Annotated in this window: 26 protein-coding genes; 12 read left to right on the top strand and 14 right to left on the bottom strand. The window is 65.7% G+C overall.

Features of this window, described 5'->3' with window-relative positions:
- The first annotated feature begins 271 nt into the window (after positions 1-271).
- The 3 genes from OHZ10_RS19075 to OHZ10_RS19065 all read left to right on the top strand — a co-directional run bounded on the left by OHZ10_RS19075 (position 272) and on the right by OHZ10_RS19065 (position 1,317).
- On the top strand, positions 272-469 hold the full coding sequence (locus tag OHZ10_RS19075) for a hypothetical protein (RefSeq protein WP_059240860.1): 198 nt from the start codon (positions 272-274) through the stop codon (positions 467-469).
- 62 nt (positions 470-531) lie between these two features.
- Positions 532-804, top strand: coding sequence for a hypothetical protein (locus OHZ10_RS19070; protein WP_059238153.1), 273 nt, complete (start codon positions 532-534; stop codon positions 802-804).
- Positions 805-1,029: 225 nt separating this feature from the next.
- On the top strand, positions 1,030-1,317 hold the full coding sequence (locus OHZ10_RS19065; protein WP_059240861.1) for a hypothetical protein: 288 nt from the start codon (positions 1,030-1,032) through the stop codon (positions 1,315-1,317).
- 296 nt (positions 1,318-1,613) lie between these two features.
- Here OHZ10_RS19065 and OHZ10_RS19060 read toward each other — a convergent pair whose 3' ends face one another.
- The 3 genes from OHZ10_RS19060 to OHZ10_RS19050 form a co-directional block, all read right to left on the bottom strand.
- Complete coding sequence (locus OHZ10_RS19060; protein ID WP_342705549.1) at positions 1,614-3,194, bottom strand: SagB/ThcOx family dehydrogenase; 1,581 nt, start codon at positions 3,192-3,194, stop codon at positions 1,614-1,616.
- 111 nt (positions 3,195-3,305) lie between these two features.
- Positions 3,306-3,572, bottom strand: coding sequence for a DUF1488 domain-containing protein (locus OHZ10_RS19055; protein WP_174993986.1), 267 nt, complete (start codon positions 3,570-3,572; stop codon positions 3,306-3,308).
- Positions 3,573-3,758, bottom strand: a complete 186-nt coding sequence (locus OHZ10_RS19050; protein WP_174993985.1) for a hypothetical protein — start codon at positions 3,756-3,758, stop codon at positions 3,573-3,575.
- Between the two features lie 618 nt (positions 3,759-4,376).
- On the opposite strand from OHZ10_RS19050, the gene OHZ10_RS19045 reads away from it, so the two are divergent.
- Positions 4,377-4,991, top strand: a complete 615-nt coding sequence (locus tag OHZ10_RS19045) for a LysE family translocator (protein ID WP_059238161.1) — start codon at positions 4,377-4,379, stop codon at positions 4,989-4,991.
- Positions 4,992-5,101: 110 nt separating this feature from the next.
- Positions 5,102-5,350 (top strand): hypothetical protein, encoded by a 249-nt coding sequence (locus OHZ10_RS19040; RefSeq protein WP_059238163.1) that lies wholly within the window; start codon positions 5,102-5,104, stop codon positions 5,348-5,350.
- 60 nt (positions 5,351-5,410) lie between these two features.
- Here OHZ10_RS19040 and OHZ10_RS19035 read toward each other — a convergent pair whose 3' ends face one another.
- The 7 genes from OHZ10_RS19035 to pobA all read right to left on the bottom strand — a co-directional run bounded on the left by OHZ10_RS19035 (position 5,411) and on the right by pobA (position 12,449).
- Entirely contained in the window at positions 5,411-6,769 is a 1,359-nt protein-coding gene (locus OHZ10_RS19035) for an MFS transporter (RefSeq protein ID WP_059238166.1), read from the bottom strand.
- A gap of 279 nt (positions 6,770-7,048) precedes the next feature.
- On the bottom strand, positions 7,049-7,435 hold the full coding sequence (gene pcaC, locus OHZ10_RS19030; protein WP_059240862.1) for a 4-carboxymuconolactone decarboxylase: 387 nt from the start codon (positions 7,433-7,435) through the stop codon (positions 7,049-7,051).
- Positions 7,436-7,445: 10 nt separating this feature from the next.
- Positions 7,446-8,231: a 3-oxoadipate enol-lactonase gene (gene pcaD / locus OHZ10_RS19025; protein ID WP_059238167.1), complete on the bottom strand. Its 786-nt coding sequence runs from the start codon at positions 8,229-8,231 to the stop codon at positions 7,446-7,448.
- Positions 8,231-9,604, bottom strand: a complete 1,374-nt coding sequence (locus OHZ10_RS19020) for a 3-carboxy-cis,cis-muconate cycloisomerase (RefSeq protein WP_059238169.1) — start codon at positions 9,602-9,604, stop codon at positions 8,231-8,233. The genes pcaD and OHZ10_RS19020 overlap by 1 nt, the downstream gene beginning before the upstream one ends.
- Before the next feature lie 88 nt (positions 9,605-9,692).
- On the bottom strand, positions 9,693-10,349 hold the full coding sequence (locus OHZ10_RS19015; protein WP_059240863.1) for a CoA transferase subunit B: 657 nt from the start codon (positions 10,347-10,349) through the stop codon (positions 9,693-9,695).
- Positions 10,350-10,359: 10 nt separating this feature from the next.
- Positions 10,360-11,073: a 3-oxoacid CoA-transferase subunit A gene (locus OHZ10_RS19010; RefSeq protein WP_059238171.1), complete on the bottom strand. Its 714-nt coding sequence runs from the start codon at positions 11,071-11,073 to the stop codon at positions 10,360-10,362.
- Positions 11,074-11,216: 143 nt separating this feature from the next.
- On the bottom strand, positions 11,217-12,449 hold the full coding sequence (gene pobA / locus OHZ10_RS19005; RefSeq protein ID WP_174991754.1) for a 4-hydroxybenzoate 3-monooxygenase: 1,233 nt from the start codon (positions 12,447-12,449) through the stop codon (positions 11,217-11,219).
- Positions 12,450-12,565: 116 nt separating this feature from the next.
- Between pobA and OHZ10_RS19000 the strand changes: the two genes are divergently transcribed.
- The 3 genes from OHZ10_RS19000 to OHZ10_RS18990 all read left to right on the top strand — a co-directional run bounded on the left by OHZ10_RS19000 (position 12,566) and on the right by OHZ10_RS18990 (position 15,027).
- Complete coding sequence (locus OHZ10_RS19000) at positions 12,566-13,492, top strand: LysR family transcriptional regulator (RefSeq protein ID WP_059238176.1); 927 nt, start codon at positions 12,566-12,568, stop codon at positions 13,490-13,492.
- A gap of 96 nt (positions 13,493-13,588) precedes the next feature.
- The gene (folE, locus tag OHZ10_RS18995) at positions 13,589-14,224 is read left to right on the top strand and encodes a GTP cyclohydrolase I FolE (protein WP_059238178.1); all 636 of its coding nucleotides are present in this window, start codon (positions 13,589-13,591) and stop codon (positions 14,222-14,224) included.
- Positions 14,224-15,027 (top strand): SDR family oxidoreductase, encoded by an 804-nt coding sequence (locus OHZ10_RS18990; RefSeq protein WP_256086997.1) that lies wholly within the window; start codon positions 14,224-14,226, stop codon positions 15,025-15,027. Before folE ends, OHZ10_RS18990 begins: the two co-directional genes overlap by 1 nt.
- A gap of 47 nt (positions 15,028-15,074) precedes the next feature.
- Here OHZ10_RS18990 and epsC read toward each other — a convergent pair whose 3' ends face one another.
- A complete protein-coding gene (gene epsC, locus OHZ10_RS18985; RefSeq protein WP_059238182.1) occupies positions 15,075-15,995 on the bottom strand; it encodes a serine O-acetyltransferase EpsC in 921 nt (306 codons plus the stop codon).
- Between the two features lie 137 nt (positions 15,996-16,132).
- Positions 16,133-16,366 carry a hypothetical protein gene (locus OHZ10_RS18980; protein WP_059238184.1) on the bottom strand — a complete coding sequence of 78 codons (234 nt, stop codon included), beginning with the start codon at positions 16,364-16,366 and terminating at the stop codon, positions 16,133-16,135.
- Positions 16,367-16,644: 278 nt separating this feature from the next.
- Between OHZ10_RS18980 and OHZ10_RS18975 the strand changes: the two genes are divergently transcribed.
- Positions 16,645-17,064 (top strand): DUF3005 domain-containing protein, encoded by a 420-nt coding sequence (locus OHZ10_RS18975; protein WP_342705548.1) that lies wholly within the window; start codon positions 16,645-16,647, stop codon positions 17,062-17,064.
- An 85-nt stretch (positions 17,065-17,149) separates the two neighbouring features.
- Here the strand turns inward: OHZ10_RS18975 and OHZ10_RS18970 are convergent, their stop codons facing one another.
- On the bottom strand, positions 17,150-17,413 hold the full coding sequence (locus tag OHZ10_RS18970; protein ID WP_059238188.1) for a hypothetical protein: 264 nt from the start codon (positions 17,411-17,413) through the stop codon (positions 17,150-17,152).
- Positions 17,414-17,575: 162 nt separating this feature from the next.
- On the opposite strand from OHZ10_RS18970, the gene OHZ10_RS18965 reads away from it, so the two are divergent.
- Positions 17,576-18,043: a universal stress protein gene (locus OHZ10_RS18965; RefSeq protein ID WP_059238189.1), complete on the top strand. Its 468-nt coding sequence runs from the start codon at positions 17,576-17,578 to the stop codon at positions 18,041-18,043.
- A 103-nt stretch (positions 18,044-18,146) separates the two neighbouring features.
- Positions 18,147-18,893 carry a fumarate/nitrate reduction transcriptional regulator Fnr gene (gene fnr, locus OHZ10_RS18960; RefSeq protein WP_059238191.1) on the top strand — a complete coding sequence of 249 codons (747 nt, stop codon included), beginning with the start codon at positions 18,147-18,149 and terminating at the stop codon, positions 18,891-18,893.
- Positions 18,894-18,941: 48 nt separating this feature from the next.
- Here the strand turns inward: fnr and OHZ10_RS18955 are convergent, their stop codons facing one another.
- Positions 18,942-19,835 carry a LysR family transcriptional regulator ArgP gene (locus OHZ10_RS18955; RefSeq protein WP_059238193.1) on the bottom strand — a complete coding sequence of 298 codons (894 nt, stop codon included), beginning with the start codon at positions 19,833-19,835 and terminating at the stop codon, positions 18,942-18,944.
- A gap of 110 nt (positions 19,836-19,945) precedes the next feature.
- Between OHZ10_RS18955 and OHZ10_RS18950 the strand changes: the two genes are divergently transcribed.
- A complete protein-coding gene (locus OHZ10_RS18950) occupies positions 19,946-20,566 on the top strand; it encodes a LysE/ArgO family amino acid transporter (protein ID WP_059238194.1) in 621 nt (206 codons plus the stop codon).
- Positions 20,567-20,586: the final 20 nt, after the last annotated feature.

Here is a 20,586-nt window from a genome sequence, read left to right as displayed (position 1 = left end):
TGGAGCAAGACAAATCAGCGACGGCCGGTGGCAGCAACTGGCCAACGCGGTTCAGGGGATGCTCGGCAATGCGAGCGATGACGTGGCGCAGGCAGGCTTTAACCGATCCATATGCACGTGGCATGTTGACGTCAACGGAACGGGACACCGGGTCGAACCGCTAATGGCCGGTTTCGGCTTGTGGCCACGGGCAGAGCGAAAATCGAGCGCGCGACGAAGTAGGGGCGGACGCCCCCGATCAACTATGCTGGAAGCTCACAAGGAGCCGACCATGAAGCCACATGACGTGATGACGATCTTCGAGCGGATGAACGCGGAAGGAAAGGCGGCCGCGGATCTGGACCATGCGTGTGCCGGGTTCGCTGGCTGGTTGGCGGAGGCATGGAGTCGATTGAGTGAGGATGAGATCGCACTGCTGACGTCAATCGGCGCTACGCTGTATCGCGAGGGGTATGCGCGGCGGTACTAGGCAGGTTCAGGGGCTGGCGTGACATATGGGCGGGGCGGACCGAAAGGGCGTATAAAGTCCGAATGACTATCCCCTCCGTGACCGCCGAGTCGGTCCTTGGTCTGTTCCGGCTCATTGCCGGGAGGGAGGAGCGCCGGACTTCTGGCGAGTCGGCCAGGATGGTGGCGCTCCTGGCTCTTGCCGAGCAGCTTGCACGCAACCATCAAGCAATGACCGAAGATAGCTGGGATGCAGCCGTTCGTGTCGGCGGCCTGCTGTTGCGAGCGGAAATGCTCAACAACGACGCTGACACGGTGGCACTTGAGCTGCTAAGCCGGCTGCGGCGGCGGAAATGAAAAGCCGCGTTCGGGCGGAGATGGATTCGAAGAGATCGCCACGCACCGAAGAGGAGCGAGGCTGACAGCCGTCGTCACGTGCAGGCAGCGATCCGCTTCGCGGAGCTCGTGATCGCGATACGCGCCAGGCCACCTTCGGTCAATTCAATTGCGGCAATCGTCTCGGCGCCGCCCTAAGGTGCTCGTTCGAAGGTATAGTGACTCACCCCCTGTGGAGTGACCAACATGTCGACACGCCCGCTTCTTTTCTACAAGGGGTATGAGCTTCATCCCCTCGTCTTCGCCCGCACATTCATTCGCTTTGACGGACATTCCCGCTACGCCGAAGGGTATGACGTTGCGGTGCGGATATGTCGCCCGGGCGCGATAGCAACCTCCGCCGCGAGCCGTGTTTTCAGGCTGGACCAACCGCTTGCATTCTCTGACTTTGGAATGGCAAGGCGTGCCGCCCGGCAGCAGGGAGAGGACATCATCGACGGAAAGGTGAGCGGCGCTTCGGTCATCGACATGTGACGAGGCTGCCGATGCCCGGCATCAGCTGACTGGTTCGGGCCGCGAGTTGCTCTCTCGTCGATGGCCGATTTGACCGTCGTTGTTTCTGAAAAACGATCACGTGCGGAGGGTATCCTCCGGCACATTTCTTCGTTCGGTCGAGCGCAGCGATCGGCCACGGCGACGCCAGAAGCCGAACGCACGCGTCATGGGTTCGCTTCCGCGGCGTTCATCGCATCGAAATGACTTGCGATGCCCGGGCAGCGAGCGATCCTCGCGGATATTCCCCCGCCAGGATCGATGCGTGGGCTTGCGCATCAAGGCTGAATCTCGTACGGCGGACATGCCGACAGGCGTGGATCGTCCACCGCGCCACCGACGGTGAAGTGATACAGGGATTGCCAGACATGATCCTTCACGCCGAGCAATGCGTGCATCTCATCATCGAAAAAGCAGCCAATCCCCGTCGCGCGCACACCGGCGGCTTCTGCTTCGAGATAGAGCGCCTGGCCAAGCATGCCGCATTCCCAGAACAGATGGCGATAACGCCAGGGTTGCTTCAACGCGATTTCGAATCTCGCGATCATTCCAAGCGCAAAGCAGGAATCGGCACCGATATCCTGATGGCAGCAAATCAACTTTGCCGCCGCGCACAAATCGTACGGCAGTAGAAGATAGAGCGGCAGATGGTCCGGCCCGATCTTTTGCCACAACCATTCGGGACGCAGAGATCGCTTGAGATCCGGCAGTGCGCCCGGTGTCCTGACGAGCATATACAGGCCCGGCTCCAGCCCGTCGACGCGGTGCACCAACAGCGCCGCATGCACTGCGGCAGGAGACATCAGCGCATTCCACGGCGGCGTGTCGGGATGTGTCAGCAAGCACGCCAGCATGCTGAATAAAGTCGCGTCGCTGATGCGCGTCGTGCCATCGAAATTCACGGCGCTGCGACGCTGTCTGGCGATTCGGGCGAAGCTGAGATCGAGGGTTGGCGTCGCCGGCGCTGGACACTGCTCCGGATGCGGTGGCGAGGGTGGTTCGCGAGTGTGGGGCTTGTGGGTGGCGCGATGAATCGAATCGATGTCCGGCCAGGCCACATGTCCCGAACTCAGTCGATTGGCGCGTCCGTGCCACTGTGCGCCGTCCAAAGCGATCAGCATGCTCTCGAGATCGGGCCGCGTGTCAGGGTTACCAATCCAGAGCAAAAGATCCGGCGCCTCCGTTTCGGCTTCCCTGAAATCTTCGCGGCGGTCCACTCCAAGCAAGCCGGCCACCGCATCATCCGCAACCGACTCCATCAACCGCGTCTGCCAGCCGAGCGCTGCGGCTGCGTAACTCATCGCAGCGATGACATGGCCGCAATCCTGCTGGCAGTAGCGCCAGGCGCGCATGCCGTATTTCCATGCCTCGCGCCAGTGGATCGAGCTTATGCCGACCAGGACACCACTTTCAGAAAACGCCTCGTTCCATCGTGGCTCGTCCACTGAAGCGCGATGTTCAAGCGCATGATCCCGGCTCAGGTAGTGGTAGACGCCTGCGGGCAAGCCGGGCAGAGCCGGACACAGAAGATAGCCCTCGGTCGGATGCAGATTTCCGCTCGAAGGGTTGCAGCGCAGTGCCCACCGCTGGGCACCAAAGGATTTCCACGCCGACAAGCCAAGCGAGAGTTCGAACAGGATTGCCAGAGTGGATAGATCGAATCCCTGCGTGGGCGGCAGGGTGCCGCAGCGTAACGCGTTGTAGCAGGTGGCCAGAGTGTCCGCGGCCAACGGCAGAGCAACGCGCGGAGCGCCGTGAAATACGCGAAACGAATCCGGCTGGGTTGCCCAGTCGAGCCCCCCAGGGCCAGGAGCGTAGAAGTTGAGACGGTGCTTGCTGCGTTCGTGATAATCAAGCACCGCACGCCTTGACCGATCCATGTCCCCTCAGACCCGGAATACCCGCACGCGCGGCGAGTGCAGGTCAGAAAGAAGCCGCGCATGGGGTGCACGCGCAAACGGGGGCCACGCTCACGAGATCGTGTACCGGTTCTGGGGCCCCCCCTTGTAAAGGTCTCTGGCAAGTCCCAGAATCCGGTCGCGATTGCGGTCGAAGGCCGCAAGCAAGGCGGGCTCGCCGGAACCCATGTCGGAGTTCAGTTTCGCCAGCATCGCATCGTCGACCAGAAAGGTAATCTCGCGAGAATTGTCGTAACCCCAGAAGCACACACAGTGTCTGGAAGCGTCGTAGGTGCGGCTGGGATTGGGAAAGTTGAGTGTTACGGCGCTATTCCCCATCTAACCCTCCTGACAGATATAACGCCACTTGCTCGCGTTGACATTAATTCGGGCGTCATTTTCGCGCCGCTTCTCGGCGCGCTCGCTGTCCGCGCGCTTCAGTGCCAAGGCGCGCGCCTTTTTCACGTCAACGTAATCGCCTTGCCTGGCGGGCGTGTCTGGGTTCAGTTCAGTTTGCTTAGGCATGCCGGATCCCAAAAGAAGAAATTCAAGTTTCAGGACCGTCGCGGTGACTGAGTTTCGTCGTCGCCCGCCCCAGACGAGGAGCGGACGACGACCCGCGGGCTTGCGGCCGACGGCATCTCTCGCGCACGGAACTGCCGGATCGAACCTCGGACGGAGGCTCGGTTGACGCGCGAAGTTCGCAGCTTCGACGTTCGCGCGCGGGATCGTCGTGGTGAGCCTTCTGCGTAGCTTGCGGACAGGGGGAAGCGTAAGGAGTCGAAGCAAAACCGTCGGTCGCGCGCATCGAACCTCACGAGAATGCGCCCTATACCACGGCCGTGCAAGCGCTATCTCATGTCAGGGCCATGATCGGCCCGCCCCCCCCAGGCAACGCTACCGTCATCAAAATCTGGGCATGGCGGCCGCCAGCCTTCCTGCCCGATGGCCTGGGACGGGGCGCGTTCATACCATCTTCGTTGAATCGCCTCTTCATTGCCGGTCCTCAACAACCGCCGACAAGCCCTTCCGCCCCCACCTCCCCCGTACCGGCAATCGTCAATCCAACTGTACCGGTACTGTACAGAGAACCGTCGCTAAACTGATCTCCATCCCAGCCTCGAACCGAACGGAGAATCCGCGATGGAATTCCTCACCTTGAGCGCATTGCCCGCCGGCATGCTCTTCGCGCTCGTCACATCGATCACGCCCGGCCCGAACAACACGATGTTGCTCGCATCCGGCGTCAACTTCGGCTTCCGCCGCACGATGCCGCACCTGTTCGGCATCAGCATCGGCGTCGCGATCCTGATGCTCTGCGTCGGCTTCGGCCTCGGCGAAGCGTTCAAGCGCCTGCCGCTGCTGTACACGATCCTCGAAGCCGCAAGCGTCGCGTATCTGCTGTACCTCGCGTGGCGCATCGGCACGTCGGGCGAAGTGAAGGCGCACGGCGCCAAGCCACGGCCGATGACGTTCGTCGAAGCCGCCGCATTCCAGTGGGTCAACCCGAAGGCCTGGATGATGGTGCTGACCGCCGCGACGACGGTCCGCCTGTCCGCCGACTACGGGATGAACGCCGCGTGGATGTCCGTCGTGTTCATCCTGATCGGCTTCCCGTGCATCTGCCTGTGGGCCGCGTTCGGCCTCGGCCTGCGCCGCTTCCTGTCGAACCCCCGCGCGCTGCGCATCTTCAACGTGACGATGGCCGTACTGCTGATCCTGTCGCTGTATCCGCTGATCGCGCACCTGCTGGCGTAGTGAACGCTCACCGCGCGCCCGTTGAGATTCGCCCGATGCAGGCGTACCCTTTTGTTACGAGCGCGCGCCACCGTTTCGCCGGTTGCGCCGCTGCTGCCGGGAGAGTGCCGATGAAGCCACTGCTGAGGGCGGGTGAACACATCGAGGGGATGCACTGGATCGCCGAGTATCACCCGCTCACGCACGAGATTCGTGTGCTGCGCGAAGACATCGAGATCGGCACCTACTGCGCGCCGCCGACGATGTTCGGTGAAGAGGAAGAGATGGGCGCCGCGAACCTCGCCGATCATCGCAGCCGGGAAGCCGCGCTGCGCGCGTATCTGCGCAACTTCGTGAAGCAACACGACGCGGAAGAATAGCCGGCGGCCCGATGGCTGCCGTATCGGCGGGCCGGCGCAGCGCACCGGCCCGCGCTTCGCTCAATGCCCGAGCGACTCGATCTTGCCTGCCGGCTGCGCGACACCATGCGGCCGCGCCATCTGCTTGATCAGCAACGCGATGCACGCGAGCAAGCCCGCAACGGCGATCGTCGCGAACACGCCCGCGAACGAGAAGTGCCGGCGCGTCAGTTCGGCGACGAGGAACGACCCCGCGATCCCGCCGAAGCGGCCGACGCCGAGCATCCACGCGACACCAGTGCCACGCCCTTCCGTCGGATAAAACGCAGCGGCCAGCGCCGGCATCGACGATTGCGCGGTGTTCATCAGCACGCCGGCCACGAACACGACCAGCACGAGCAGCCCGACGTTGCCGGCCGCCTGCCCGATCGCATACACGCTCACCGCCGTCAGCGCATAGCACACGGCGATCACGCGGTTCGCGTTGAAGCGGTCCATCAGCACGCCGCACAACACGGCGCCCACGCCGCCGAGCGGGAACAGCGCCGAGATCAGCGTCGCGCTCTTCGGCGTCAGGCCCGCATCCTTCAGCAGGATCGGCATCCAGTTGATCGACGCGTAGAAGATCACGAGGCCCATGAAGTACGCGAGCCACAGCATCACCGAGCCGACGATGTACGAGCGCGACAGCACGACGCCGAGACCCTTGCTGCCCGTCTGCGGCGCGGCTTCGGTCATCGCGAACGAGCCGGCGTTCAGCGCGTCGCGCGAGATGCGTGCGAGCGTGGCGCGGATCTTGTCCACCTGCTGGCCGCTCGCGACCATGAAGCGCACCGATTCCGGCATCTTCAGCAGCAACAGCACGCCGAGCAGCAGCGGTGTCACGCCGCCGAGCATCAGCACGCTGCGCCAGCCGAAATGCGGAATCATCCACGCGGCCAGGAAACCGCCGAACGCCGCGCCGAGCGGGAACCCGCAGAACATCAGGTTGATCACGGTCGCGCGGCGCTTGTCCGGGCAGAACTCGCCCATCATCGTGACCGCGTTCGGCATCGCCGCGCCGAGTCCGACGCCGGTGATGAAGCGCAGGATCGTCAGGTGTCCGATTGTGTTCGAAAAGGCGGACATCAGGCATGCAACGCCAAACAGGAACACCGAGCCGAGCAGCAACGAGCGGCGGCCGAGCCGGTCGGACAGCGGGCCCGACACGAGCGCACCGCACGCGAGGCCGAACAGCGCGGCGCTCAGCACCGGTGCGAGATCGGGTTTGGTCAGGTTCCATTCGCCGAGCAGCGACGGTGCGATGAAGCCGATCGCGGCCGTATCGAAACCGTCGAGCAGCACGATCACGAAACACATGAGGAACACGAGCCATTGAAAGCCGCCGAACGGCTGCTCGTTGATGAAGGTCTGGACATCGACCACGGGTGTGCGATTCATCGCTAGTCTCCTGTGTGGATCCAGGTTGGCCCTTTAGCGCTTGCCTGGATCCCATGCTTCGCGGTCGACCGGAGTGCGCGCTTCAGCGCTTGCTCCAGCCCCATGCAAAGCCAGTATGTTTATAAGCGACGCGGCCTCGGAACCGCGTCTTGCCTTTGTTCGCGCACCGGCCATCCGGTGCGCCGCGCGCCGATACTCTGCCGGCGCGTTCATTCATCGTCGACGGCCCGCCAACCATCGACGGCAGGCCCCGACTCAGGATCGCACTACAGCCGTTGCTTAACCGGCCTCGTCCTGTTCCTTGAAAATCTTGTCCGCGAGATGGAATGCGGAGTTCGCAGCCGGCACGCCGCAGTAGATCGCGGTTTGCAGCAGCACTTCCTTGATCTCGTCGCGCGTCACGCCGTTGTTGCGCGCGGCGCGCAGGTGCAGCGCCAGTTCCTCGCCACGGTTCAGCGCGACCATCATCGCGATGGTCAGCAGGCTGCGCGTATGGCGCGGCAGGCCGTCGCGCGTCCAGATCTCGCCCCATGCATAGCGCGTGATCAGGTTCTGGAATTCGTCGGTCACCTCGGTGCGGTTCTCGATCGAACGGTCGACGTGCGCGTCGCCGAGCACTGCGCGGCGCACCTTCATCCCTGCTTCGTAACGTTCCTGGTCGTCCATCGCCATGCCCTCACGCGTTGAGGAAATCGAGCAGCGCGCGGTTGAAGCCGTCGGTGCACTCGATGTTCGAAATATGCGCGGCGTCGAATTCGATGTGCAGCGCGCCGGGAATCGCGGCAGCGAGCGCACGGCCCTGATCGGGCGGCGTCGACATGTCCTTCGCGCCGGTCACGACGAGCACCGGCAGCGTGATGCCCTTCACTTCGTCGCGCAGGTCGGCCGCGTTCAGCGCGTCGCAGTTCGCCGCATAGCCATCCTTGTCGGTATGCACGAACGTATCGCGGATCGCGTCGAACAGGCGCGGCTCGCGTTCGACGAATGCATCGGTGAACCAGCGCGGCAGCACGGCGTCGGCGAGCGCGGCCATCCCTTCGGCACGCGCCTTCTGCGCTCGCGGCGCCCACACTTCCGGCGAGCCGATCTTCGCGGCGGTATTCGACAGCACCGCACGCACGATGCGCGACGGGTAGCGCGCGGCGAGCGCGGCGCCCGTCAGCCCGCCCATCGAGATCCCGCAGAAATGCGCGCAGTCGATGCCGACGTGGTCGAGCAGGCCGATCACGTCGCCGGCAAGCTGCTCGATCGTGTACGAACCGGCCGGTGCGTCGGAGTGGCCGTGGCCGCGCGTGTCGTAGCGCAGGATGTTGAAGTGCTGCGTGAGCGGACGGATCTGCGGCGCCCACATCTGCAGGTCGGCGCCGAGCGAGTTCGAGAAGACGAGCCACGGCGCGTCGGCGCGCGCGGCACGGTCGATCCGGTAATGCAGATTCACGCCGTTGACAGTGGCGAAAGGCATCAATGTTCTCCTGGTTGAGTCGTGCCCGCATGCAGCGCGAGCACGGCGTCGACATAGGCCTGCGCCTCGCCGACGTAATGTGCGGGATCGAGCAGCCGCGCGAGCGCGTCGCGCGACAGGTGGGCCGACACGGTCGCGTCGGCGGCGAGCACGTCGAACAGCGTCGCGCCGGTGCGCACGGCTTCCTTCGATGCGTGCTCGACGACATGGTGTGCGTCGAGCCGGCCGATGCGGTCGCCGAGCGCAAGCATCACGGCTTCGCCGAGGATCAGGCCGTGCGTCAGGTCGAGGTTCGCGGCGAGGCGTTCGGTATTGACGTCGAGGCCCGCGACGATCTGCGCGATCTGCGCGAGCGCGCCGCCCGTCAGGCGCGCGAGGTCGGGCAGCGCATCCCATTCGGCCTGCCAGCCGCCGAGCGCGCGCTCGTGTTCCTGCACCATCCCCGCGAACACGGTCGCAACGAGGTTCGGTGCGCGCACTGCGGCGGTCAGCACGGCCGCGCAGCCGACCGGGTTGCGCTTGTGCGGCATCGTCGACGAGCCGCCCTTGCCGGCGGCGGCCGGTTCGCCGAGCTCGCCGACTTCGGTCTGCATCTGCAGCGACACGTCGCGCGCGATCTTGCCGAGCGTGCCCGTCAGCATGCCGAAGCAGGACGCGGCTTCCGCGATGCGGTCGCGCTGCGTGTGCCACGGCACGGCCGGCGCCGCGAGCCTCAGGTCGGCCGCGAGTGCAGCCGTCACGCCCGCCGCCTGCTCGCGCAGGCTCGCGAGCGTGCCGGCCGCGCCGCCGAACTGCAGCACGAGCACGCGCTCGCGCAATTCGGCGAAACGCGCGCGGTGACGCAGCAGCGCATCGAGCCATTGAGCGAATTTCAGGCCGAGCGTGATCGGCAGCGCCTGCTGCAGCCACGTGCGGCCGATCATCGGCGTCGCGCGATGAGCGCGCGCAAGCGCCGCGAGCGACGCGCACGCTTCGTCGAGCATCGGCTCCAGCACGTCGAGCGTGTCGCGCAGCTGCAGCACGGTTGCGGTATCGATGATGTCCTGGCTCGTCGCGCCCCAATGCACGAACTTCGCGGCCTCGGGGTCGTCGGCCTTCACCTGCGCGGTGAGCTGCCTGACGAGCGGAATCGCGAGATTGCCGCCGAGCGCCGCGCCATGCGCGAGCGCGTCGGCGTCGAGCCGGCCGGCGTCGCACGCGCGCTCGATCGGCGCGACCGCGGCGGCGGGAATCACCTGCTGCGCGGCGAGCGCACGCGCGAGCGCGGCCTCGACGTCGAGCATCCGCTGGATCGTCGCGCGGGGCGACCAGATCCGGTTGAGCGGCTCGGTGCCGCAGATGAGGGAGGTCAGGCGGGCGCTGTCTTCGAGCATGGCATCAGATAGGGGAAACGGCGTGCGCCTATTGTCCACCCAAGCGTGCCGGCCTGCGCGCGAGCGCACGCGGCGGCACGCCGGCGGTTCACGCAGCGGCCTTCTGCGTCGCGTCGATCAGCGGCACGCCGGTCAGCTTCTGCAGTTCGTCGAACGACAGGTCGGTGAAGATCTCGCTCACAGCGAGGCCGTCGGCCGTCACGTCGAGCACCGCGAGATCCGTATAGATACGGCTCACGCATTGCACGCCGGTGACCGGATACGAGCACTGCGCGACGATCTTGCTTTCGCCCTGCTTCGTCAGGTGCTCCATCATCACGAACACCTGCTTCGCGCCGATCGCGAGATCCATCGCGCCGCCGACGGCCGGAATCGCATCGGGCGCGCCCGTGTGCCAGTTCGCGAGGTCGCCGCTCGCCGACACCTGGAACGCACCGAGCACGCAGTAGTCGAGGTGGCCGCCGCGCATCATCGCGAACGAATCGGCATGGTGGAAATACGCGCCGCCGGTGAGCAGCGTCACGTGCTGCTTGCCGGCATTGATCAGTTCGTCGTCTTCCTCGCCGGGCGCGGGCGCGGGGCCCATGCCGAGCAGGCCGTTCTCGCTGTGCAGGAAGATTTCCTTGCTCGGGTCGAGGTGGTTCGCCACCAGCGTCGGCACGCCGATGCCGAGGTTCACGTATGCGCCTTCGGGGATGTCCTGGGCAACGCGCTTGGCCATTTCATCGCGGGTCAGTCGTTTCATCTCGGTCTCCTCAGGCGGCTTGCGATGCATGTTCGGCAGCCAGCTCGGCTGCATGCGCAGCCTGCGGCACTTCGACGACGCGCTGGACGAAAATGCCCGGCGTCACGATGTGTTCCGGGTTCAGCGCACCGAGCGGCACGACTTCCGACACCTGCACGATCGCGACCTTCGCGGCGCTGGCCATGATCGGCCCGAAGTTGCGCGCGGTCTTGCGATACACGAGGTTGCCCCAGCGATCGCCCTTGTACGCCTTCACGAGCGCGAAATCGGCATGGATCGGCGTCTCGAACACGTACGGCTTGCCGTCGATCACGCGCGTTTCCTTGCCCTCCGCGAGCTTGGTGCCGTAACCCGTCGGCGTGAAGAAGCCGCCGATGCCGGCGCCCGCCGCGCGGATGCGCTCCGCGAGATTGCCCTGCGGCACGAGTTCCAGCTCGATCTCGCCCGCGCGGTACAGCCCGTCGAACACCTGCGAATCGCTCTGGCGCGGAAACGAGCAGATGATCTTGCGCACCTGCTTCGCCTTCAGCAGCGCCGCGAGGCCGGTCTCGCCGTTACCCGCGTTGTTGTTGACGATCGTCAGGTCGCGCGCGCCCTGTGCGATCAGCGCGTCGATCAGCTCGGACGGCATGCCGGCCGTGCCGAAGCCGCCGATCATGATTGTCGCGCCATCGTGGATGTCGGCCACCGCCGACTGGAGCGATTCGAAAATCTTGTTGACCATGTCTCTTCCTGATACGAACCCGCGGCTCGATGCGCGGCCTGTCGAGGGGACACGCGCGTGCCGCGTGCCGCGCCGGGGCCGATGTCGATCCCGGTATTTGTTCGCTATTAGAACCTAGATTCGATTAGCGAACGATGGGCCGATCATAGAGTCGCGCACAGCGCGTTGTCAAGGCGGGTTCCCTCGGGGGCCGTCGCGTCGTCGAACGGCAGGCCGACATAGTTTTCGGCGAGCGACTGCGCGGCGGCCCGCGAGCGCGTCACGTATTTCAGCTCGGCAAACTTCAGGCGATTGACGAACGGCGAATCGTCCGGCGACGCGTGCAGCATGTTCGTCATGAAGTACGAGAAGTGCTCGGCGCGCCACACGCGTTCGAGGCAGGTCGCCGAATACGTGTCGAGCGGCGTCGCGTCGCCCGTCCGGTAGCGCGCGCCGAGCGCGCGGGACAGCGCGCGGACGTCGGCCACCGCGAGGTTCATCCCCTTCGCGCCGGTCGGCGGCACGATGTGCGCGGCGTCGCCGGCGAGGAACAGGCGTCCGTGCTGCATCGTCTCCGACACGAAACTGCGCATCGGCGTCACGCTCTTCTGCGTGATCCGGCCCTCGGTCGGCGTCCAGCCGGTATCGTTCGAGAAGCGCGTGTGCAGTTCATCCCAGATCCGCGTGTCGGACCATTCGGCCAGGTCCTCGTCCGGCTTGCACTGCAGGTACAGGCGCGTGACCGTCGGCGAGCGCATCGAGAACAGCGCGAAGCCGTTGTCGTGATGCGCGTACACGAGTTCGTCGAGCGACGGCGCCGCGTCGGCGAGGATGCCGAGCCAGGCGAACGGGTAGACGCGCTCGAACGTATTCAGCCGTTCGGCCGGGATCGTCTGGCGCGCGATGCCGTGGAAGCCGTCGCAGCCGGCGACGTAGTCGCAGTCGATGCGGTCGGCGCGGCCGTCCGCGTGCTTGAACGTGACGAACGGATGCTCGCCTTCGACGTCGTGCAGCGCGACATCGCTGACTTCGAAATGCATCGAATGGCCATGCTCGACGCCGGCCGCGATCAGGTCGCGCACGACTTCGTGCTGGCTGTAGACGGTGATCGCGCGCCCGCCGGTCAGTTCGGACAGGTCGATGCGATGGCGCTGGCCGTCGAACAGCAGTTCGATGCCGTGATGTTCGAGCCCTTCGCGGCGCATCCGGTCGCCGAGACCGGCTTCGTTCAGCGTGTCGACCGTGCCCTGCTCCAGCACGCCGGCGCGGATGCGGTTCTCGCAGTATTCGCGCGAACGCGCTTCGACGAGGATGGAATCGACGCCTTGCAGGCGCAGCAGATGGGACAGCAAAAGGCCGGACGGCCCGGCGCCGATGATCGCGACTTGGGTGCGCATTGTTCGTCTCCTGAACATTAATTCGAATCGTCGAACACATTTGAGCGCTTTCCCGACTATGCGGCAACGCGATTCAGGAGATATGTTGTATACGTTTTGACGATACTGGACCGGCGATGGATACGCTCGATCTGAACCTGATTCCCTACCTCGTCGCGCTCGACGACACCCGCAACGTGAGCCGCGCGGGCGACCTGCTCGGTGTGAGCCAGCCGCGCGTGAGCACCGCGCTCGGCCGGCTGCGCGAGTATTTCGGCGATCCGCTGTTCGTGCGCACGTCGCGCGGGATGGAGCCGACGCCGCGCGCGCTCGCGCTGCTGCCGGCCGCCCGCGATGCCCTCGCGCAGATCGAGCGCGGCCTCGTCGCGCCGCACGACTTCGATCCGGCCGAGAGCACGCATACGTTCTCGATCGCGCTGTCGGACGTCGGCGAAATCGTGTTCCTGCCGAAGCTGCTACAGGCTTTCGCGACACGCGCACCGCATGCGAACCTGCGTTCGGTCTCGCTCGCCCACGACGAAGTCGGGCGTGGCCTCGAAGCCGGGTCGATCGATCTCGCGGTCGGCTACTTCCCCGACCTCGACGGCAACAACTTCTTCCAGCAGCGGTTGTTCACGCACCGGTTCGTGTGCCTGATGCGGCGCGGCCATCCGTTCGAGCAGGCGCCGCCGTTCACGGTCGAGCAGTTCCTCGCGTGCGGGCACGCGGTGGTGCGCGCCGAAGGCCGCAGCCAGGAGGTGCTCGAGAAATATCTGGCGAAGCAGCGCATGCAGCGCCGCGCGGTGCTCGAGACGCCGCACTTCATGAGCCTGCCGTTCATCCTGAGCCGCACCGACCTGATCGCGACGGTGCCGCACGCGATCGGCTATGCGTATGCGGCCGAGCACGCGTTCATCGTGCCCGTCGAGCCGCCGCTCGCCCTGCCGCGCTTCGACCTGAAACAGCACTGGCATCGCAAGTACCACAACGATCCGCGCACCGCGTGGCTGCGCGGCGTCGTCGCGTCGCTGTTCAACGACGAGCAGGACGAATGGCCGAAGTGACGAAGGGCGAGCGGCAGCCCGCACGCACGACCCGCGAAAGCATGAAACAATGGCCGGATATCCGCCGCCGCTGGCGGCCTTCGATGGAGCCACTACATGGGTAAGGGTAAGAAATCCGCAGTGACCGAGCCGGCCGCATCCCGGCCGAGCCGCGAAGAAGCAGAAGACGCCGTCCGCGTGCTGTTGCGCTGGGCCGGCGACGATCCCGCCCGCGAAGGCCTGATCGATACGCCCGCACGCGTCGTGCGTGCATACGAGCAGTTCTTCGCCGGCTATGCGCTGGAGCCGCGCGACATCCTCGCGCGCACGTTCAGCGAAGTCGACGGTTACGACGAGATGATCGTGCTGAAGGACATCCGCTTCGAGAGCTACTGCGAGCACCACATGGTGCCGATCATCGGCCGCGCGCACGTCGCGTATCTGCCGAACCATCGCGTGGTCGGTATCTCGAAGCTCGCGCGCCTCGTCGACGCATTCGCGAAGCGCCTGCAGATCCAGGAAAAGATGACCGTGCAGATCGCCGATACGCTGTTCGACGTGCTGCAGCCGAAGGGTGTCGGCGTGATCCTCGAAGCCGCGCACCAGTGCATCTCGACGCGCGGCGTGCACAAGCCGGGCGTTGAAATGGTCACGTCGCGCATGCTCGGCACGTTCCGCACCGATCCGTCGACGCGGCGCGAATTCCTGTCGATCGTCGCCAATCCTTCTTCAGTCAACCTGACGAATACCTGATGGCGCAGACGAAGCAAGCGGCGCACGCGCCCGTCGTGCTCGTGACCGGCGCCGCGCGCCGGGCCGGGCGCGCGTTCGCCGAGTATTTCGCGAAGCATGGGTATCGCACCGCGGTGCATTACGATCGTTCGGCCGATGCCGCGCAAGCGGCCGCCCGCGCGATCGCCGAACGCGGGCACGATGCGGTCGCGCTGCAGGCCGACCTGTCGGATGCCGCACAGATCACCGCGCTGATCGACCAGGTGTATGCGCGCTTCGGGCGCCTCGACGTGCTGGTCAACAACGCGTCGGTGTTCTGGCAGGACCATTTCCCGAGCTTCGACCTCGCGGCGTTCGACCAGGCGTGGGCCGTCAACTGCCGTGCGCCGATCCTGCTCACGCGCGCGTTCTACGAACGGGCGCGTGCGGCCGGCACGCAGGGTGTCGTCGTGAATGTGGTCGACCAGAAGATCAAGGAAAACTTTCATCGCGACCACTTCAGCTACACGGTCGCGAAGGCCGCGCTCGGCAACCTCACGCAGATGCTCGCGCTGTCGTCCGCGCCGGTGCTGCGCGTGAATGCCGTATTCCCCGGGCTGATGCTGCCGAGCGACGACCAGACGCAGGCCGACTTCGAACACGCGAGCCGCGCGTCGACGCCGCTCGCGCGCATCGCCGGCCCCGACGACGTCGCGAGCGCGATCCTGCTGCTGACGGGCAATGCGTACAACGGCGTGGATTTCGTTGTGGATGCGGGGCAGAACCTGATCCGCGTCGACCAGGACGTGCTGTACAAGCACCGCTCGCCCGCCGGCAAGCACTGACGCACGGCACGCGCCCGCGCGAACCGGGCGCGCCGCCGCCCGCCGCATTACGGCTTCTCGGCGCTCCCGCCTTCGCGGACCTTGCCCTGCGCGACGCTCGTGCCGGCCGGCACGCTGTGCGTGAGCCACACGTTGCCGCCGATCACCGAGCCGCGCCCGATCGTCACGCGGCCGAGAATCGTCGCACCCGCATAGATCACCACGTCGTCCTCGACGATCGGGTGCCGGGCATTGCCCTTCACCAGCGCGCCTTCGCCATCGGCCGGGAAACTCTTCGCGCCGAGCGTGACGGCCTGGTACACGCGCACGCGCTCGCCGATGATCGCGGTTTCGCCGATCACGACACCGGTGCCGTGGTCGATGAAGAAGCTCGGGCCGATCTGCGCGCCCGGGTGGATGTCGATGCCGGTGGCCGAGTGCGCGATTTCATTGATGAATCGCGCGAGCAGCGGCACGCCGAGCTGGTGCAGCGCATGCGCGAGCCGGTGGTGCATCATCGCGAGCACGCCGGGGTAGCACAACAGGATCTCGGTGATGTGCTGCGCGGCCGGATCGCCCGCGTACGCGGCCTGGATGTCGCTGACGAGCAGCGCGCGAACCGCCGGCAACTGCCGGCCGAATTCGCGCGCGATCTCGAACGCACGTTCGTCGAGCTCGGCGAACGGCGTATCGGCATGTTCGGGCAGAAACGGCAGCGCACGGCGGATCTGCTCGGACAGGATGCGCAACGTGCTTTCGAGCGTGTGGCCGACGTAGTAGTCGACGCTTTCGTCGGTCAGGTCCGGCGCGCCGTAATGCGTCGGAAACATCGACGCGCGCAGACCGGTCACAATCTTGCAGATCGCATCGCGCGACGGCAGTTCGCGGATGCCGCGCGGATGGCGCGTGCGATGGAGTTCCTCGCGCGACTCGCGCAAGCCGGCAACGATTTCTTCGAGGTCCCACTGACGGACGGGTGATGTCGACATATGCCAATGCAGGCGACCGCGCTCGGTCGCACGGCCGCTAATAAAGTGACGGGTTCCACAAGATTACCGCGTTTTTTGTCCCGGAGCGGTACACCGGGGATCGGCCGGACGGCCGGCGCTGCGCGAGCGCGGCGGCGTCACATCGTGATGCTGCTCGCGTCGATCCATCGCACGGCCCAGTCGCGTGCGTGCGCGATTGCGTCGCCTTCGTCGTTGAACTGGAGCTCGATCGGGAAAAAACGGTTCGCAACGAGTTCCCCGTCGCTCGATCGGGAGATCACGACGTAGGGTTTGAACGAACCATCGCTGGCGCGCGCGGGCGCGCAGTTCAACAGATAACCGCGGTGCGTGAAGGCAGTAGTCGCTTGCATGAATCCGCCACCTCTAGTCCCTTGCTTTGTTGTTCACTACCCGTCTTTAAGGGTGCTGCGGCGCCCCGGCGCGGGCAGAGGCGGCGAGACTTCATCCCCTGTCGCCGCTTCGCAGGAAAAGAATCATACTCTGTAGAAAACGCGTCTTCTAGCTGAAATAAATCATGACAAATCAGTGCGCGTCGCGCGACCGCGGCGATCGCCCGCGCGCCTTTTCCCGTCGTGCCCGGAACGGGATTTGCTTCGATCCGGAGCGTTTCGCCGCCAGGAGAGCCGCGATGGAATCATCCGGTCAAACAGGTCGTGTACGTCCGCGCAGCATCGAGCTCGACAACGACGACACGCACGACAGCACGGTCGACACCGACGGCAAAAATCGCGAAGCGTCGCGCCTCGCCGGCGGCGGGCCGTTCTCGCCCGACCAGATCACGGGCAGCAACGCCTCGCTCGTCAACGCGATGCCGGAAGCCGGCGACGGCTTCGCCGGTTTCGACAGCCGCCCCGGCGGCAACCACCCGGCGTTCGCACTGCGCGCGGGCTACATGGTGGTCGAGAAAGGCTTCGACGCGCCGTCGCCCGGCGATGCGTGGTTCGGCCCCGTTCACAGGATGTACGGCAGCACGTACTGGCCCGGCCACGGACGGCGGCCGGAACGCATCATCGAGCTGACGGCCGTGCCGAGCCAGCCGGGCGTTTGAATCGGTCGTTCGTTTGCGGAGCGGCACCGGTCGACGACCGATGCCGACGGGTCGGCGCGCGCGACCGACGCTCGAGTGAACGATTTCACGCATCGGCGTCGACGGTTTCATGCATGCCGCACATCGTGCCGATGCCGTTGCGTTGATCGAAGTCATGTCGAAACGGCGCAGTTGCGATTGAATGGCGATGCGTGCGGTGCATCGATGTGCCGGTCGCGCACGGTCGATGCGCGTACCCACGCAACGCATCACGTCGCTGCGTGCATCTGCGCTCCGCCGCCGGCGCGAACAGCGGCATCGATCCAGCCACGCGCCACATCTCGCGCGGTGCAGCATGCGCCGCGCGCATGGCCGTTCGCCGCTGCAACAGACGCGATGCGACCACGCGACCCGACGGGCACCTCGCTGCAAAGTCCCCGCCGTTGGTTTACTCTGCCTCGCAGCATTGCGCATTGCCCAGCCTGATCGGCCATCCGGCCGACTTCGTTTCAACCCGCCACTCGGAGACACTATGTACAAGCGTATTCTGGTTGCCGTCGACGGCAGCGACACGTCCCGCCATGCGTTCGATGCAGCACTGGCGCTCGCGAAAGCGCACGGCGCCGAGCTGCAGCCGTTCTACGTCGTCGAGAACGCCGCGATCTACTACAACGTGCCCGGCTACGATCCTTCCGTGCTGCGCGATCAGCTCGTCGCACAGGGCAACGAACTCGCTCGGGATTTCTCGAAGCTGATGCAGGCAGCCGGCGTGAAGGGCGAAACGCGGCTGAACGAAGCGACGTCGCTCAACGATGTCTCGTCGCTGATCCTCGACGGCGCAACAGCGTTCGGCGCCGATCTGCTCGTGCTCGGCACGCACGGCCGCCGCGGGTTCCGCCGGCTCGTGCTCGGCAGCATCGCCGAACAATGCGTGCGGCACGCGACGCTGCCCGTGCTGTTGATTCCGGCGGCCGCGAACGTCGACGAACAGGCCGCCTGAACGCCATCCGGCAGGCGCCACCGGTCGCGACGTTTTGTCACCCGACAGCGGCAACTTGCGGTGGGACAATGATTCCGTCGATTCAACGCCGGAGTAAACGATCATGCTGACGCCCGTCGCCACACGTCCCGCCGCCACGCCTCATGCCGGTAGCTGGGCTCCTCGCCAGGCCGCGCACTGCTCGTCGTGCGCAATGCGGCACCTGTGCATGCCGCAGGGCCTGGCACCTGAAGCACTCAGTCGCCTCGAGTCGGTCATCTGCGCAGCGCGCCCCGTGAAGCGCGGTGAAGCGCTGTTCCGCGAAGGCGACGCATTCGACAACCTGTATGCCGTGCGCTCGGGTTCGCTGAAAACCGTCGCGACGCGCCATGACGGCCGCGAACAAGTCACGGGCCTGCATCTTGCCGGTGAAGCGCTCGGCCTCGACGGCATCTGCGACGATGCCCATCCGCGCACCGCGGTCGCGCTGGAAGACAGCTCCGTCTGCGTGATCCCGTACAGCGCGCTGAAGACCCTGTGCTCGGAAGCCGGCTCGATGCAGCTGCGCATGCACAAGCTGATGAGCGAACAGATCGTGCGCGAAACGTCGCAAACGATGCTGCTCGGTTCGCTGAATGCCGAAGAGCGCGTCGCCGCGTTCCTGCTCGACGTCTCGTCGCGTTACCTGAAGCGCGGGTACTCGCCGTCGGAATTCAACCTGCGGATGACGCGCGAAGACATCGGCAGCTATCTCGGCATGACGCTCGAAACGGTCAGCCGCACGCTGTCCAAGTTCCAGAAGCGCGGCCTGATCGAAATGCAGGGCCGCCACGTGCAGATCGTCGACTTCGACGGCCTGCATCAGGTCTGATCCTGCGCGGCGCGCGCGGTTCGCGCGCCGCCTGCATCGCATCCCGAATCAATCGAGAAACAGTGCGGCGCGCGTCTTCAGCGCCGCGCTGAAATCGTCGAGCCAGCCGATCGACAGACGCCAGCTCTGCCAGTAGAGATCGATGTCGATGGTCCGCCCGCGCGACATGTCCACGAGCTCACCCGCCGCCAGTTGGCGATCGACCATCCGGTCCGGGCACATCCCCCATCCCAACCCCGTTTCGCATGCGCGCAGATAGCCTGCGACGTGCGGTATCCAGTGCTGCGGCGGATCGAGATCCGCGCGCGTCACGCGCCGGATGAAACGCGCCTGCAGCCCGTCCTTCGGATTGAACATCACGCACGGCGCGCGGCGCAGCGCATCGCGCGTGATGCCCGCACCGAAATAGCGTTCGTAAAACGCCGGCGAGCACACCGCGCGATAGCGGATCCGCCCGAGCCGCTCCGACCGGCATCCCTGGATCGGCTCCGCCTGCGCGGTCACCGCGCCCTGCACGCTGCCGTCGCGAATGCGCGACGCCGTGTAATCCTGGTCGTCGATCACGAGGTCGAGCAATGTCTCGCGCTCCGTGCAAAACGGCCCGACCGCATCGATGAACCACGTCGCGACGCTGTCGTCGTTGACGGCCACGCGCAACGTCGGCCATGCACTCGCGATCTGGCCCGGCAGCGCCGGCATCCGGCCGCCCAGTTCGGCTTCCAGCAGTTGCACGCGCTCGGTGTGCCGGCACAGCAGCGCGCCCGACGTCGTCGCGACGCACGGCTGCCCGCGCTTGACGAGCACGCTGCCAACCCGTTCCTCCAGCAGCTTCACGCGCTGCGACACGGCCGACGGCGTGACATTCAGCTCCTTGGCCGCCCGCTCGAACGAACCGTGCCGGATCACGGCTGCGAGGGCATCGAGCAACGCGTAGTCGAGCATTAGATTTCCTTAATCTGCATTAGGTGATTTAGCTTCTCTTATCTTCATGCTGACCGCAGACTAGCGCTACCCGATTCATTCGTCTACTGCTTCTAACGCTGCCCATCATCATGAACTGGCTCGCTTTCTCCCACGGCGCCGCCCTGTGCGGATCGCTCATCGTCACCATCGGCGCACAGAATGCGTTCGTGCTCCGTCAGGGCATCATGCGCTCGCATGTCGGCAAGATCGTGCTGCTGTGCGCGGCGTCCGACATGATCCTGATCGGCGCGGGGGTCGGCGGCGCATCGGTACTCGTCGAGCGCTATCCGGCCTTCGTTCACGCGGTGCTGTATGTCGGCCTCGCCTATCTCGCGTGGTTCGGCATCAATGCGCTGCGCCGTGCGTTCAAGCCGGGCCACGAAACGCTCGACGTGCGCGGCGACGCGGTCGCGCCGCCGCCGCAGAGCGGGCTCTCGATCGTGCTGATGACCCTCGCGTTCACGTGGCTCAACCCGCACGTCTATCTCGACACGTTCCTGCTGATCGGCACGGCCGGCGCGCGCGAGCCGGAAGGCGCGCGGCTCGCGTTCGCGATCGGCGCGATGACGGTCAGCGTCGTGTGGTTCCTCGGGCTCGGATACGGGGCGCGATTGCTGGCGCCGTGGTTCCGCAAGGCGATGGCGTGGCGCGTGCTGGATGGTGCGATCGGCAGCATGGTGCTGTTTCTCGCGGCGGTGCAGTTGCGGTAGGGAAAGGGGTGTCGCGGCAG

This window comes from Burkholderia arboris, from assembly GCF_038723655.1.
Lineage (GTDB): Bacteria > Pseudomonadota > Gammaproteobacteria > Burkholderiales > Burkholderiaceae > Burkholderia > Burkholderia arboris.
The sequence above is the reverse complement of the archived record's forward strand: the minus strand, read 5'-3'. Positions and strand labels throughout refer to the sequence as shown.